The sequence below is a fragment of the Trinickia sp. NRRL B-1857 genome (assembly GCF_050470685.1).
Lineage (GTDB): Bacteria > Pseudomonadota > Gammaproteobacteria > Burkholderiales > Burkholderiaceae > Trinickia.
On sequence record NZ_JBFLUK010000001.1, the window covers coordinates 3,469,477 to 3,484,290 of the forward strand.

11 protein-coding genes are annotated in these 14,814 nt (G+C 63.8%); 3 read left to right on the forward strand and 8 right to left on the reverse strand.

Annotated elements, in window-relative coordinates; genetic code table 11:
* The first annotated feature begins 189 nt into the window (after positions 1 to 189).
* Positions 190 to 1,467: an MFS transporter gene (locus AB1286_RS15560; RefSeq protein ID WP_430364103.1), complete on the forward strand. Its 1,278-nt coding sequence runs from the start codon at positions 190 to 192 to the stop codon at positions 1,465 to 1,467.
* A 430-nt stretch (positions 1,468 to 1,897) separates the two neighbouring features.
* Positions 1,898 to 3,037: a hypothetical protein gene (locus AB1286_RS15565; RefSeq protein WP_430364104.1), complete on the forward strand. Its 1,140-nt coding sequence runs from the start codon at positions 1,898 to 1,900 to the stop codon at positions 3,035 to 3,037.
* 51 nt (positions 3,038 to 3,088) lie between these two features.
* On the opposite strand, the gene AB1286_RS15570 is transcribed toward AB1286_RS15565, so the two are convergent.
* The 8 genes from AB1286_RS15570 to queA all read right to left on the reverse strand — a co-directional run bounded on the left by AB1286_RS15570 (position 3,089) and on the right by queA (position 12,346).
* Complete coding sequence (locus tag AB1286_RS15570; protein WP_430364105.1) at positions 3,089 to 3,334, reverse strand: hypothetical protein; 246 nt, start codon at positions 3,332 to 3,334, stop codon at positions 3,089 to 3,091.
* Between the two features lie 206 nt (positions 3,335 to 3,540).
* On the reverse strand, positions 3,541 to 5,715 hold the full coding sequence (locus tag AB1286_RS15575; protein WP_430364106.1) for a TonB-dependent copper receptor: 2,175 nt from the start codon (positions 5,713 to 5,715) through the stop codon (positions 3,541 to 3,543).
* Between the two features lie 82 nt (positions 5,716 to 5,797).
* Positions 5,798 to 6,166: a DUF2946 domain-containing protein gene (locus tag AB1286_RS15580; RefSeq protein WP_430364107.1), complete on the reverse strand. Its 369-nt coding sequence runs from the start codon at positions 6,164 to 6,166 to the stop codon at positions 5,798 to 5,800.
* Between the two features lie 173 nt (positions 6,167 to 6,339).
* On the reverse strand, positions 6,340 to 7,290 hold the full coding sequence (gene secF / locus AB1286_RS15585; RefSeq protein ID WP_430364108.1) for a protein translocase subunit SecF: 951 nt from the start codon (positions 7,288 to 7,290) through the stop codon (positions 6,340 to 6,342).
* 29 nt (positions 7,291 to 7,319) lie between these two features.
* Positions 7,320 to 9,359, reverse strand: a complete 2,040-nt coding sequence (gene secD / locus AB1286_RS15590) for a protein translocase subunit SecD (protein ID WP_430364109.1) — start codon at positions 9,357 to 9,359, stop codon at positions 7,320 to 7,322.
* 108 nt (positions 9,360 to 9,467) lie between these two features.
* On the reverse strand, positions 9,468 to 9,797 hold the full coding sequence (gene yajC, locus AB1286_RS15595; RefSeq protein WP_430364110.1) for a preprotein translocase subunit YajC: 330 nt from the start codon (positions 9,795 to 9,797) through the stop codon (positions 9,468 to 9,470).
* A gap of 168 nt (positions 9,798 to 9,965) precedes the next feature.
* Positions 9,966 to 11,150 carry a tRNA guanosine(34) transglycosylase Tgt gene (tgt, locus tag AB1286_RS15600; protein ID WP_430364111.1) on the reverse strand — a complete coding sequence of 395 codons (1,185 nt, stop codon included), beginning with the start codon at positions 11,148 to 11,150 and terminating at the stop codon, positions 9,966 to 9,968.
* Between the two features lie 146 nt (positions 11,151 to 11,296).
* The gene (queA, locus tag AB1286_RS15605; protein WP_430364112.1) at positions 11,297 to 12,346 is read right to left on the reverse strand and encodes a tRNA preQ1(34) S-adenosylmethionine ribosyltransferase-isomerase QueA; all 1,050 of its coding nucleotides are present in this window, start codon (positions 12,344 to 12,346) and stop codon (positions 11,297 to 11,299) included.
* A 135-nt stretch (positions 12,347 to 12,481) separates the two neighbouring features.
* Between queA and recG the strand changes: the two genes are divergently transcribed.
* On the forward strand, positions 12,482 to 14,758 hold the full coding sequence (recG, locus tag AB1286_RS15610) for an ATP-dependent DNA helicase RecG (protein WP_430364113.1): 2,277 nt from the start codon (positions 12,482 to 12,484) through the stop codon (positions 14,756 to 14,758).
* Positions 14,759 to 14,814 lie beyond the last annotated feature (56 nt).

The window sequence follows — 14,814 nt, forward strand, 5'->3', positions numbered from 1 at the left end:
GCTTCGGGCGGTTTTTTTTATGCGCGTAGCATGCGCACATTGCATGTGCCAAAGTGGCGGGCGATACTGGGCGCCGGCCACTGTCCGGCCGTATTCGGTTGCATGCGCATCTAAACCCATAAAGGGCGCCCGCGATGAACCGGCGCCCTGGTCGAGGATTTTCTTCGCAAATCACGACAGGAGACTGGCATGAGTGAAACGTTGGCGAGCGCATCGGTGAGTTCCCGCGGGCAGGCCTGGCGCGCGGTCCTGGCGACCTCGATCGGCAATGCGCTGGAGTGGTTCGATCTGGTCGTCTACGGCTTTTTCGCAGTCGTCATTGCCAAATTGTTCTTCCCGGCCGGCAACGACACCGTCTCGCTATTGCTTACGCTCGGCACGTTCGGTGTCTCGTTTTTCATGCGTCCGCTGGGGGCGATCGTGATCGGCGCATACGCCGACCGCGCCGGGCGCAAGGCGGCGCTCACGCTTTCGATTCTGTTGATGATGATCGGCACCGCCATCATCGTCGTGTTGCCGACCTACGAGACGATCGGTATCGCGGCGCCGCTCGTTCTCGTTTTAGCGCGGTTGATGCAGGGGTTCTCGGCCGGCGGGGAGTTCGGCAGCGCGACGGCGTTTCTCGCCGAGCACGTGCCGCACCGGCGCGGCTTTTTCGCGAGCTGGCAGGTGGCGAGCCAAGGGCTCACGACCGTCTTGGCGGCCGTGTTCGGCAGCGTGCTTACGTCTAAGCTCTCGCCCGAACAATTGATGTCTTGGGGGTGGCGCGTGCCGTTCGTCTTCGGTTTGCTGCTCGGCCCGATCGCCTATTACATCCGGTCGAACGTGGACGAGACGCCCGAATTTCTCGCCGCCGAGCCGACGGCGTCGCCGCTGCGCGATACGCTCGCCGATCACAAGGCGCGGCTCTTGATTGCGATCGGCATCGTCGTGCTCGGTACCGTGTCGACCTATCTCGTGCTGTTCATGCCGACATACGGCGTCAAGCAGTTGGGGCTGCCCGCTTCCGTCTCGTTCTCGGCCGTCGTCCTGACCGGGATCATCCAAATGATCGGCTCGCCGATCGTCGGCCATCTCTCCGACAAAATCGGTCGCACGGGCATCATGCTCGCCTCGGCGACATTGATGCTCTTGCTGATCTATCCGGCCTTCGCCTGGCTCGTCGCCGTGCCCACGGCGAGTACCTTGATCGTCGTGCAAATCGCGATGGGCATCTTGATGACCGGCTATTTCGCGGCATTGCCGGGGCTGCTTTCCGAGATTTTTCCGGTCGTTACGCGCACGACGGGTATGTCGCTCGCATACAACATCGCCGTCACGATCTTCGGCGGTTTCGGACCGTTCATCATCGCGTGGCTCATTCGTGAGACGGGCCAGAAGGTCGCGCCGAGCTTTTACCTGATCTTCGCCTCGCTCGTCAGCTTCGTCGCATTGCTGGCGGCGCGTAGGGTGTTCGGCTTCCGGTGATATGGCGGGACCTGCCGCGATCGGCGCGCAGTGCCGCGCCGGTCGCCGCACGCCTTGTTTTATGCGTTTCGGCTTTCTCTAATCCGCCCTTCCTCTCGGTCGTCAAGTTACGGACACCTATCAACCTAGATAGGTGTGACTTCCGCGTGCACATGCATGGACTAAGCTCAATTCGGCGCCCAGTTGCATGGCACGCATCCCATGCGACTGGGCGCCGCTCTAGGCCGTTTGTTGCGTGTTTCAAGCCGATCGCCGCTTTCCCCGGAGGACGCGACCGGTGCTTCGATCAGAACTCAAAAAGCAAAACGAGATTGGTTCACGTTGGTGTCAGCCGTTTCATGGGCGAGCGCATGCCGCCCGCCACCGCGCGTTGTGCGGCGAGACGAAGGCTGAAGCACGCCGCACGTTACCAAGGAGATCAGGAGCGAACATGTCTACCCCTCTGTCAACGAACGAGTTTCAAGAAACCGATTTCTCTCGGCTGTCCGTCAGCCCGACGGCGCAATGGGCGAATCTCGGCGGGCAGTTTCGCGGGTTGCCGACGCCCGTCTATTATTCCGGTTCGCTGTTTGCCTTCACGCGCAACTTCGACAATCGGCTCGGCATGTGTCAGATCGACACGACCGGGACGAAAGGCAAGTGGTCGACCTGGGGCGGCACGCTGACCTACAGCCCCGCGGCGGCCTTATCCCAAAACGGATCGATTGCGGTGATTGCTCGCATGCAGACGGGGCAAATCCAAATCAGTTACATCAATCCGTTTCAAGGCATTTACACCCCGTGGGTAGCCATTTCGGGGGCGCCGACCAGCACGAATTTCACGGGCCCCGTTCAACTCGTGCAGAACACCAACGCGCGACTCGAAGCGTTCGCGCTCGATACGAACGGCAATCTCTGGCATGCATGGGAAACGTCCGTGGGGAGCAACCCGCAATGGTCGTCGTGGAGCCATCTCGGCAGCGGCTTCAACGCCTCGCAAATCGAATTTCCGGTGTTCCTGTTGCAGAACAGCGGACGCTTGCAGGCGGTACTGATCGGCAATCAGCCGAACATGTACCAGTCGACGCAATACGCGGGCGGCGGATACGATTCGTGGAGCCCCTTCACGGTGGTCGGCACGACGGTGGCGCCTTCGCCGGCGCCGCAGTTCGCCAACGGCCCCGCGGCGAATTTCGATAGCCGGCTGCAAAACGCGGCCTATGCCGGCTACAACGCGAATGCGGGACAAGGGCAAAATCCGCTGGTCTATTGCGCGCCGCCGAGCTTTCCGCAGTGGGGGCCGATCAACAACATCACGGTCGACCAGTACCCCATCTCGAATGCCGCTCCGGTCATGCTGTCCAATAACGGTACGGCCAACTTGATTTGGGCGACGCCGAGCGGGCAGGTGTATCTGGTCGCCGAGGCCCTAACGGCGAGCAATTTCTGGTCGAACAACATTCAGCCGGTGGGCGTCTCGGATGCCACGTTCACGGGGCAGATGTCCGGGATCGTCAACAACGGTAACGATGGGTTGTTCATGCTCGCGGCCGACGGCTCGCTCGCGTTCATCAACTACCAACCGCAATAACGCCGACGTTAGATGTCGTGGCCCGGGGCCGCATTTGCCCCGGGGGCTGGCTCAGGCGTTCGGCAGCGCCGTTTCGTTGGATGCATCGGCCGACGCCACCGTCGACGGGGTCGGCGCGACGGCTTGCAGGGCTTCGTCGATGATGAGGCCGAGCAGGTGCTGCTCCGCCTGAGTCAGTTGCACTCGCGCGGAGAATTGATCGACGGCGGCGCGAATCGCATTCGTCCGCTGCTGCCGCGTAGGCGTGGAAATCGTACGGGGCGGGAGCGGCGTCACCGTCCCTGCTTCTGTGCTCATGGCAGCATCCAATCATTCGGCATCGATGGGGCTGCACGAAGCAATCGGCATGCCTTGCCGGTGGATTCGGGGCGAGCGCGGCGTAGGCGCGGTGAAACGAGGGAAAACGGACCGAAACGTTTCGTTTTTGAAACGTTTTGGCGGCCTTTGGGGGCTAACGGTGTGCCGCATGATGCACCATAGCGAACGCGACACACCGGCGGTGTTTAAAGTTTCAGTCTCATCCGCACCCAGACAGTGCGGCCCGGCTCGACGATGGGGGAACTCGCCGAATAACCGAAGCCCGCATTGCCGGCGAGGTTCAAGTGCTCCGTGTACGCCTTGTCGAGCAGGTTGTCGACGCCGGCCGCCAATTGCAGCGACGCATTCACGTCGTATTGCGTGTGCAGCGACAGCACGCCGAAGCCGGCGCTAGGGCCGAAATCCTTGCCGACGACGTTACCCTCGTTCAATGCGTAGCGGTGCTGCGGTGCGACCACGCGCCAAAGGCCACCGGCCGACCATGCGCCACGTTTGTACTCGAGCCCCAAGCGCGCCTCAAGCGGTGGGATCTGCGGCAAGGGATCGCCGCTCGATGCGTTACGCCCCCACGCATAGGCGAGCGAGGTTTCGATGCGCACCGGCGCGAGCGGACGCCAGGTCAAGCCGGCTTCGCCGCCCATGATCTGCGCGTTGACGTTGGTTGCTTGCGTCGATTCGCCCATTGCGCCGGTCGCATAGTTGAACAGAATGAAATCGCTGACGTAGCCGGCGTACGCCGACGTCCACAAGTCGAGCTTTTCGCTTTTGTATTGCGCGCCGATATCGAGTTGCGTCGTTTTCTCGGGTTGGATCGCGGAAAACGCGTTGACCGAGCCGGCGGGGCCGCGGTTCGCCGAGAACATCTCCCAGTAGTCGGGATACCGCTGCGTATGGCCGATCCCCGCATACCAACTCAGCGGCAGCGAGGTCAAATCGCGCTCGTAGCGGACGAACCCGCTAGGCAGCACGCGCGAGCGATCTTCGTCGAAGGTCGGGTTCGGGCCGCTCATCATGCCGCTCGTCATCGATCGCTTATCGAGCGCGCTCGCATAGTCCACGCGGGCTCCGCCGATCACGCGAGAGGCATTGCTCGCGTACCACGTCAGTTCTCCGAACGCACCGGCGTTCCACATCGTTGCCTGTGGATCCCAAGGTGCTTCGCCATAATTCATCGCACCCATGCCCGAGCGCGAGTCGAGCAGATTCGATTGCGCGTCGACGCCGCCGATCAATTTGAATCGGTCGCCGAACCGGAACGTTGCCGCAGTACGGGCGCCGAACGTGCGGCGGCGCACTTCGGCGGCCATCGGCATTGGCATATCGCTCATGGGATCCGGCTGGCGCAACGTGTAGTTGTCCATCACGTGATCGGCTTCGTTGTAATAGACGCGCGCTTCGATCCGATCGAGGACCTCGCCGATATGCTTTTTGTCGAAGGACAGGCCGAACGTTTGACGCCGGAAATGCACGCCGTCCATGCCGCGTCCGGCATAGCGTGCATAGCCGTCGCCGGTGCCCGCGGTCAGCTCGATGCGCGTGTTGGCGTCGGGGGTGACGCCGAGCGCCGCATCGGCATTCCACTTATCCCACTGCGACGGCACCGTGCGGCCATTGCCGTCCTTGTAGTCCTGCTCGTGGGCGTGATTGGCTGTGACACGACCATAGAGTTCCGGTGTGCCGGCGGCGATATCGACGTTCTGGTCGTTACGGCCGAACGAGCCGCCGACGACGCTGCCGTCGAAACGCATGCCGGGCGTATCGAAACGCGGCGTGACGCGCTTGAACAGCACCGTTCCCGCGGACGCGCCCGGCCCGTACAGCACCGTTTGCGGACCCTTCACGACAGTGACCTCGTCGTAGCTTTCGGGCGCGATATAGGAGGTGGGGGCATCCATGCGGTTCGGGCATGCGCCGAGCGTCGGCATACCGCCCGCCAGAATGTTCAGCCGCGAGCCGAACATGCCGCGCAACACCGGATCCCCGTTTGTCCCGCCGCTACGGATCGACGTGAACCCCGGGATGGTTTTCAGGTAATCGGCGCCGTCGCTGGCGGGTAGCGGCTGGCGTGGCGTCTTCGGATCGGTCACGACGACGAGCGGTGTCGACCCAGGCGATGCGACGATTTCGATCGGCGGCAGCGTCACGGCGACGTCGGGCGAGGGGCTCGGCAAGACGGTGGTGGCGGTCGCGGTCGCGCTAGCGGCCGGCGCCGTTTGCGCATGCGCTTGAGCGATAACGGCTGTCATCGCCGTAGCAGCGAGTGCGGGTGCGGCGCGCTGAAGCAGGTTAGGCACGCGTTGCCCGCGGCGATGGCGTTGCTTCGATGTTTTTTGTTGCGTGCGCAACGAAGTGGAATTCATATTTAAGGCCCGAGAAACGCCCTCCACGCGATCGACGGATCGCACGGATAGCGGCGGAATTCGAAAAGGAAGAACGGACGCGTTAAGCGTTTTCGGGCGGAGCGCGCGCGTAGGCGTGCCGGTAGCGTTCGGCGCTTGCGATGGACTCGACGGGGGCCGGGCGCGAAGCCGAGGTGGGCTTAGGCAGTACGCCGAGCGTGACGGCGGAACCGCCGATGGCGAGGCTGTGCGCGAAGAAACCGCAATAGCCGCACGCATCGAGATGTAGCGCGTGGTGCGAGCCCGCCGGCATCGACGCATGGTGTGCGTGATGTTCGGCGCCGCAAACGCCGGCGACGGGGCTCGCGCTATCGGCTGCGACTCGACATTGCGACGCCAACGGCCCGACGATCGCTAGCCAGATCGCTAGCAGGCCGAGCCAGGCGGTTAGAGTGCGATGTCGATAGGGCATCCGTTGAGCCGAGTAAGCGCAATGTAAGTCGGCGACGAATATTACAGAAGATTGCCGTTTGCTGTTGCGCCACGATGTCGCGCCGGCAAATAAAAACGGCGCGCAGCGGATTGAACCGCATGCGCGCCGTGTGTCCGCACCGAGACTTGGCGCGGAATCGGGAAGCGAGTTGCTTAGACTTGAGCGCCCGCGTTCGGATCGCTCGGATCGTGGCGCGCCTTCTTGTCTTTGAGCAGGTCTTCACGCTTGACGCCGAGCCACATGGCAAGCGCCGCCGCGACGAACACCGACGAATAGATACCGAACAAGATACCGATCGTCAGCGCGAGCGCGAAGTAATGGAGCGTCGGGCCGCCGAAGATGAACATCGACAACACCATCATCTGCGTGCAGCCGTGCGTGATGATCGTGCGCGACATCGTGCTCGTGATCGCGTGGTTGATGACTTCCATCACCGACATCCTGCGTTCGCGGCGGAAGGTCTCGCGAATCCGGTCGAAGATCACGACCGATTCGTTGACCGAGTAGCCGAGCACGGCCAGCACCGCGGCGAGCACCGACAGCGAAAACTCCCATTGGAAGAATGCGAAGAAGCCGAGAATGATCACGACGTCGTGCAAGTTCGCGATGATGCCCGCGACCGCGTACTTCCATTCGAAGCGGAACGACAGATAAATAACGATGCCGATGACGACGCACGCCAGCGCGAGCAAGCCGTTGGTCGCCAACTCCTTACCCACCTGCGGGCCGACGAATTCGACGCGTTGCAGCTGCGCCGCGGCGTCTTGCGTCTTGAGCCCCGCCATCACTTGCTCGCTTTGCTGCGACGACGTGAGGCCGTGCTTCAGCGGCAACCGGATCATCACGTCGCGCGAGGTGCCGAACGTCTGCACCTGGGCATCGCCGTAGCCGAGCGTATCGAGCGTTTTACGCAGCGGGTCGAGTTGGACGGCTTGCGGGTATTGCACTTCGATGACGGTGCCGCCCGTGAATTCCACCGACAGATGCAGCCCGCGATGGATCAAGAAAAACACCGCGGCGAAGAACGTCAAGAACGAAATCGCGTTGAACAGCAACGCGCGTTGCATGAACGGGATGTCTTTGCGGATGCGGAAAAATTCCATGGTCTGGTCTCCGGGTTCTCGCGAACCGATTAGCGGGGGGCGCCCGGTTTGCGCGAGGCAGCGCCTTCGCTCGCGCGATTGCGCAGGACCGGCTTCGCACCGCCTTGTCCGCCCTTGCCCTTCGGTCGCGCGGCGACGGCCTTGGCCTCGCGCATCGTATCGGTGGCGTCGTCCGCGTCGTTGCCCACTTGCGGATAAGCCATCGCTTCGGCGCCGGCCGGACGCCAGACTTGGCCGATCGCGAGCGACTTGAGCTTCTTCTTGCCGCCGTACCATGCATTGACGAGGCCGCGCGAGAAGAACACCGCCGAGAACATCGAGGTCAAGATCCCGATACAGTGCACGATCGCAAAACCGCGCACGGGACCCGAGCCGAACGCGAGCAGCGCGAGACCGGCGATGAGCGTGGTCACGTTCGAGTCGAGAATCGTCGCCCAGGCGTGTGCATAGCCGTTTTGAATCGCAAGCTGCGGCGGCGCGCCGTGGCGCAGTTCTTCACGCACGCGCTCGTTGATCAGCACGTTCGAGTCGATCGCCATACCGAGCGCCAGTGCGATAGCCGCGATACCGGGCAGCGTCAGCGTGGCCTGCATCATCGACAGCACGGCGATCAACAGCAGCAGGTTCACGGACAGACCGATGACCGACACCATGCCGAACAGCAAGTAGTAGGCAACCATGAATACGGCGATCGCGGCGAAGCCGTAGATGACCGAATCGAAGCCCTTCTTGATGTTGTCGGCGCCGAGGCTCGGGCCGATCGTGCGCTCTTCGATGATGTCCATCGGCGCGGCCAGCGAGCCGGCGCGCAGCAGCAGTGCGAGATCGGACGCCGCTTGCGGCGTGGGCTGGCCCGTGATCTGGAAGCGATCGCCGAGTTCCGACTGGATCGTCGCAACCGTCAGCACCTGACCTTTACCCTTTTCGAACAGCACCATCGCCATCGGCTTGCCGATGTTGTCGCGCGACACGCTGGCCACGGCGCGGCCGGCTGCCGAGTTCAGGCGAATGTTCACGGAAGGGCGCTGGTGTTCGTCGAAACCGGCCGAGGCATCGATAATGCTGTCGCCCGTGAAGATCACCTGCTTGCGCAGCAGCACCGGCGCCTGAGCGCCTTCGGTGAACAGTTCGTCCCCGGGCGGCACGGCTTCGCCCGGTGCGGGGTGCGTGTTGACCGGGTCGGCCAGACGCGCTTCGAGCGTCGCGGTACGGCCGATGATTTCCTTCGCCTTGGCGGTGTCTTGCACGCCGGGCAACTCGACGACGATGCGATCGGCGCCTTGCTGCTGAATCACGGGCTCGGTCACGCCGAGTTCGTTCACGCGATTGTGCAGCGTTTGGATGTTCTGCTTGACCGCCGCTTCCTCGACCGCCGTCAGTTGCGCGGGCGCGAACGCGCCGACGACCTGAATGCCGCCCGTAGCCGACGTGCTCGTAGTCCATTGCAGCTCGGTCACGTTGCGCGTGAGTTGCGTGCGCGCGTTGTCGGCCGTGGCTTGGTCGGCGAAATCGATGACGACCGATTGGCCGACGCGATTGACGCCGCCTTCGCGGATCCCGTTGTCGCGCAAGAACGTGCGGGCATCGGATGCGTCGGAGTCGAGCCGCTTGTTCAGCGCGCCCGCCATGTCGATCTGCATCAGGAAGTGAACGCCGCCGCGCAAGTCGAGGCCGAGGTACATCGGCAGCGCGTGCAGGCTCGTGAGCCAGCGCGGCGACGCGCTTTGCAAATTCAGCGCCACGACGTATTGCGTGTCGTTCGGATCGGGGTTGAGCGTCTTTTGCAGCAGATCCTTGACGTGCAACTGCGTATCCGTGTCTTTCAAGCGGACGCGGATGTTGGCGTTGGTCGAAGCGCTATCGAACGTGACTTCGTCAGGCTTGATCTGATTCGCCGCAAGCGCGGATTCGACTTGCGCGAGCGTGGCGGTGTCGAGCTTGACCGTCGCCTTGCCGCTGAGCACCTGCACAGCGGGCGCTTCGCCGAAAAAGTTGGGCAATGTGTACAGAAGGCCGATGGCGAGCGCCACAGCCATCACGACATATTTCCAAAGGGGGTAGCGATTCATGGGGGAGCCGAACGGGTGGGTTGGCGTGGGGCGGGGCTTTTGTCCGCCGGATTGCCGGCGGGCGGCGCGGGGCGCCGCCTATGGCCGGGTCGGGCAGCGCTGGCCGCGTCAGAGCGATTTGATCGTGCCTTTCGGGAGGATCGTCGTGACGGCGCCCTTTTGCACGGTGATTTCCGTGCCTTCGGCGATTTCGATGCCGACATACGCTTCGCCGACCTTGGTGACCTTGCCGACCATGCCGCCGTTGGTTACGACTTCATCGCCCTTGGCCATCGCTGAGAGCATGTTGCGATGCTCCTTTTGACGCTTCATCTGCGGACGAATCATGATGAAATACAGCACCGCGAACATGAGGATGAGCGGCAAAAAGCTCATCAGATTCGACTCGGCGCCGCCGCCGGCTGCGCCTTGCGCGAATGCGTTGGAAATCAGCGACACGTTGGTTTCTCCGTAAATGACGATCTGAACGATCGAAGGCGATCGAAAAATAGCCGCGTATTTTACCACCGGCGCATGGCGCGCCGGCTGGGTGGTTTCCTCACCCGCCGGCCGTCATCGATCGCCGCCAGCGCGGGCGCGGCAAGGCCCGCCGTGCCGCGGCGCTCGCTAATCGATGCCGCGCGCGCGTTCGTCTCGAAAACGCCGACGAAATGCGTCGAACGTGCCCGTTTCGATGGCTTCCCGAATCTCGCTCATCAGTTCCAAGTAGTAATGCAGGTTATGGATCGTATTGAGTTGCGCGCCCAGAATTTCGCCTACTCGGTGCAAATGGTGCAAATAACCGCGTGTGAAATTCCGGCAGGTATAGCATCCGCAGGTTTCGTCGAGCGGGCGCAGCGAATTCTTATGCGTTGCGTTGCGGATCTTGATGTCGCCGAAGCGCGTGAAGAGCCAGCCGTTGCGCGCGTTGCGCGTGGGCATGACGCAGTCGAACATGTCGATGCCCGAGGCGACGCCGGCCACGAGATCCTCGGGCGTGCCGACGCCCATCAAGTAGTGCGGCTTATCGGCCGGCAGCTTAGGACCGACGTGTTCGAGCACGCGCATCATGTCCTCTTTGGGCTCGCCGACCGACAGCCCGCCCACGGCCAGGCCGTGAAAGCCGAGTTCGGAGAGACCCGCGAGCGATTCGTCGCGCAAATCCTCGAACATGCCGCCTTGAACGATGCCGAAGAGGGCGTTGGGATTGCCCAGGCGGTTGAATTCGGCGATCGATCGCTTGGCCCAGCGCATTGACATGCGCATCGAGTCGGCGGCTTCGTCGCGCGTCGTCGGTACGCCGTCGGTCGCGTAGGGCGTGCACTCGTCGAATTGCATGACGATGTCCGAGTTCAGCACTTTCTGGATCTGCATCGATACTTCGGGCGAAAGGAAGAGCTTGTCGCCGTTGACGGGCGAGGCGAACGTCACGCCGTCTTCCGTAATCTTGCGCAGATCGCCGAGCGAAAAGACTTGGAAGCCGCCCGAATCGGTCAGGATCGGCCGGCGCCAGCTCATGAAGCCGTGCAGCCCGCCATGGGCCGCGACCGTCTCGAGGCCCGGACGCAACCAGAGGTGGAACGTGTTGCCGAGAATGATCTGGGCTTGAATTTCCTCGAGCTCGCGCGGGGCGATCGCCTTGACCGTGCCGTAGGTGCCGACCGGCATGAAAATCGGTGTTTCGACGACGCCGTGATTGAGCGTTAGCCGGCCGCGGCGTGCGAGGCCGTCGGTTTTCAGAAGTTCGAATTTGAGACCGGGAAAGTCCGGTGCGGGGTGCGACGCGTGATCGTGAGGTTGACCTTCGGCCATCGATAAACTCCAAGTGCTACCGGCTGCTCTGCATGAGACCAGAGTAGGCGCTAAAGCGCCAACTCTGGATCGCAAGTCCGGCGCAAGGGGGGGGCACTTCCGGTTTCGGCCGGAAAGCGCAAAAAGGGTTCGCTTCGAGCGTGAGCCTAGCGCTCGGCTTTGGTAAGCAGCATAGCGTCGCCGTAGCTGAAGAAGCGATAGCGCGCTTCGATCGCATGCCGGTACGCCTCGCGGATCGGCTCCATGCCGGCAAACGCGCTCACGAGCATGAGCAGCGTCGATTTCGGCAGGTGAAAGTTCGTAACGAGCCGGTCGACGACACGGAAGCGGTAGCCGGGTGTGATGAAGATGTCCGTTTCGGCCGATGTGGCCGTAAGCGGCCGGCCCGCGGCCTCGGCGTCGCGTGCGGCGGCTTCGAGCGCCCGCATCGACGTCGTGCCCACGGCCACCACCCGCCCACCGCGCGCCCGCGTGGCCTCGATTTTATCCACGAGCGTTTGCGGCAATTGATACCACTCGCTGTGCATCTTGTGCTCGGCGATATTCTCGACGCGGACGGGCTGGAACGTGCCCGCGCCGACGTGCAGCGTCAGCGTGGCGCGCTCGATGCCGCGTGCCTCGAGCCGCGCGAGCACGGCTTCGTCGAAGTGCAGGCCGGCCGTGGGCGCGGCGACGGCGCCCGGATTCTGGGCGAAGACCGTTTGATAGCGCGTTTCGTCGGCCGCGTCGGCATCGTGCTCGATATACGGCGGCAGCGGCAGCCGGCCGTAGCGTTCGATCAGCGTAAGGCAATCGTCGGGAAAGTGGAGCGTGTAGAACGGCTCCACGCGCTCGCCCACGGTCACCTCGAACGCATCGGCCAGCGTAAGCGCCGTGCCGGGGCCGGGACTCTTGCTGGCGCGGATCTGCGCCAGTGCCGTGCGTGCGCCCGTGAGCCGCTCGATCAGGACCTCGATCTTCCCACCGCTCGCCTTTTGGCCGAAGAAGCGGGCTTTCAGTACTTTGGTATCGTTGAAGACGAGCAAATCGCCCGGTGCCAGGCACTCGGGCAATTCGGCGAAACGGCGGTCGATGAGCCGCGCGGGCGCGACCGTCGTATCGACTTCGAGCAGGCGGCTCGCGCTGCGTTCGGGCAGCGCGGTTTGCGCAATCAACTCGGGCGGTAGATTGAAATCGAAATCGGAAAGCGTGAACATGCTGCGTTGATCGGCGCGAGGGGGCGGCGCGGCGGCCCGTGAGCCGCTATGATCGCGAAGCGCGATACATCCATATGACCGGCCCCGCATGCCGTTCGTGGAAAATAAACCGTTATTGTACTTGCCAGCAGAGGAATGCCGTTGCCCCCATTGCGTCCGACCGATCCCGCCGACGATACCGCGCCGCTCGCGCCCGAGGCAAAGCGGCGCCCGGCCGCGTCCGCCGCGCGCTCGCTCGAGAGTGGCAAAGACGATGACGGCGTACGCGCGAAGGACGAGGAACGGCTTGACCCGGCGCCCGAAGGCGGCGCAACGAAGCGCAAGAAAGCGGCGGCCGAGAAGCCGAGCGCCAAGCCGCTGAAAGCCGCCGATAAGCTCGCCAAGCTCGGTCTCACGCGCGATATCGATCTCGTTTTGCATCTGCCGATGCGCTACGAAGACGAAACGACGCTCACCCCGATCGGTGAGCTGCTGCCCGGCGAGACGGCGCAGGCCGAAGGCGTCGTCGTCGACAACGAAATTGCCTACCGGCCGCGCCGGCAACTCGTGGTCAAGCTGCGCGATGCGGATGGGGCCGAGCTGTCGCTGCGGTTCCTCAATTTTTACGGCTCCCAGGTGAAGCAGATGGCGCTCGGCGTGCGCCTGCGTGTGCGCGGCGACGTCCGGGGCGGCTTCTTCGGGCTGGAAATGGTGCATCCGACCGTGCGCCCCGTCGATGACGACACACCGTTACCCCAAGCGTTGACCCCGGTTTATCCGAGCACGGCCGGTGTGTCGCAAGCCTATCTGCGCAAGGCGATCGACAACGCGCTGTCGCGCACGCCGCTACCGGAGATCCTGCCCGAGCGCGTGGCCGACGCGTATTGCCGGCCGCTCGATCTGCCGGCGCTCGCGCAGGCCGTGCGGGTGCTCCATCATCCGAGCGTGGGCGCCGACGAAACGGCATTGATCGACGGTACCCATCCGGCTTGGACGCGTATCAAATTCGACGAGTTGCTGGCCCAGCAGCTCTCGCTCAAGCGCGCGCACGAAGAGCGGCGCGCGCGGTCGGCGCCCTCGATGCCGCGCGGCGCGGGCGCGCAAACGCTCGTCGCCCGGCTGTCGGCGGCGCTGCCGTTTCAGCTTACGGGCGCGCAGGCGCGCGTCGTTGCCGAGATCGCCTCGGACTTGACGGCGCCCCATCCGATGCAGCGGCTGTTGCAGGGCGACGTGGGTAGCGGCAAGACCGTGGTGGCGGCGCTGGCGGCCGCGCAAGCGATCGATTGCGGCTACCAGGCGGCCATGATGGCGCCCACGGAAATTCTCGCCGAGCAGCATGCGCGCAAACTGCGCGGTTGGCTGGAGCCGCTCGGGGTCACGGTGGCCTGGCTTGCGGGCAGCTTGAAAGCGAAGGAAAAGCGCGCGGCCGTGGAGGCAGCGGCGAGCGGGGCGGCGCAACTCGTGATCGGCACGCACGCAATCATCCAAGATACGGTGCAATTCGCTCGGCTAGGTCTCGTCATCGTCGACGAGCAGCATCGGTTCGGCGTAGCGCAGCGGCTCGCGCTGCGCGCCAAGGCCGATCGCGCGGGCGAGGGCGGAGCGGCTTTCCAGCCGCATCAATTGATGATGTCGGCCACGCCGATTCCGCGCACGCTCGCCATGACGTACTACGCCGATCTGGACGTATCGACGATCGACGAACTGCCCCCAGGGCGCACGCCCATCGTCACGAAACTGATCTCCGATGCACGGCGCGACGAGGTGATTGCCCGCGTGCGGGAGGCGGCGCTGACGGGCCGGCAGGTGTATTGGGTTTGTCCGCTCATCGAAGAGAGCGAGACCTTGCAGTTGCAAACGGCGATCGAGACGTACGAGACGCTGGCGCAAGCGCTGCCCGAACTGCGGGTGGGGCTCGTGCATGGGCGGCTGCCGCCCGCCGAAAAGGCGGCCGTCATGGATGCCTTCTCGCGCAACGACGTCCAACTGCTTGTGGCTACCACCGTCATCGAAGTCGGCGTGGACGTGCCGAACGCGTCGTTGATGGTCATCGAACATGCGGAGCGCTTCGGCCTGGCGCAACTCCATCAGCTTCGAGGGCGCGTGGGGCGGGGCAGCGCCGCGTCGATTTGCGTCCTGCTCTACAGCAACCCGCTTTCGTTGACGGCGCGTGAACGCCTCAAGACGATGCGCGAGACGACGGACGGCTTCGAGATCGCCCGGCGCGACCTCGAGATTCGCGGGCCCGGCGAGTTCCTCGGTGCGCGTCAATCGGGCGCGGCGATGCTGCGCTTCGCCAACCTCGAGAACGACGCGTGGCTCATCGAACCGGCGCGCGAAGCTGCGGCGCAGTTGATCGCCGACTATCCCGACGTGGTCCTCCAGCATTTGGCGCGCTGGCTCGGCGGGCGCGAGCAATTCTTGAAGGCGTAAAAGGACAACGGTAAGAAGGCGGAGATCGGGCGTTAGGCGGCGATCTTTGCCGTCAT

Excerpts from the sequence above, each read along its gene's own strand:
- AB1286_RS15560 (WP_430364103.1), top strand. The coding sequence starts at position 190 with ATGAGTGAAACGTTGGCGAGCGCATCGGTGAGTTCCCGCGGGCAGGCC.
- queA (WP_430364112.1), bottom strand. The coding sequence starts at position 12,346 with ATGTTCACGCTTTCCGATTTCGATTTCAATCTACCGCCCGAGTTGATT.
- AB1286_RS15580 (WP_430364107.1), bottom strand. The coding sequence starts at position 6,166 with ATGCCCTATCGACATCGCACTCTAACCGCCTGGCTCGGCCTGCTAGCG.
- secF (WP_430364108.1), bottom strand. The coding sequence starts at position 7,290 with ATGGAATTTTTCCGCATCCGCAAAGACATCCCGTTCATGCAACGCGCG.
- AB1286_RS15575 (WP_430364106.1), bottom strand. The coding sequence starts at position 5,715 with ATGAATTCCACTTCGTTGCGCACGCAACAAAAAACATCGAAGCAACGC.
- secD (WP_430364109.1), bottom strand. The coding sequence starts at position 9,359 with ATGAATCGCTACCCCCTTTGGAAATATGTCGTGATGGCTGTGGCGCTC.
- recG (WP_430364113.1), top strand. The coding sequence starts at position 12,482 with ATGCCGTTGCCCCCATTGCGTCCGACCGATCCCGCCGACGATACCGCG.
- AB1286_RS15565 (WP_430364104.1), top strand. The coding sequence starts at position 1,898 with ATGTCTACCCCTCTGTCAACGAACGAGTTTCAAGAAACCGATTTCTCT.
- AB1286_RS15570 (WP_430364105.1), bottom strand. The coding sequence starts at position 3,334 with ATGAGCACAGAAGCAGGGACGGTGACGCCGCTCCCGCCCCGTACGATT.
- tgt (WP_430364111.1), bottom strand. The coding sequence starts at position 11,150 with ATGGCCGAAGGTCAACCTCACGATCACGCGTCGCACCCCGCACCGGAC.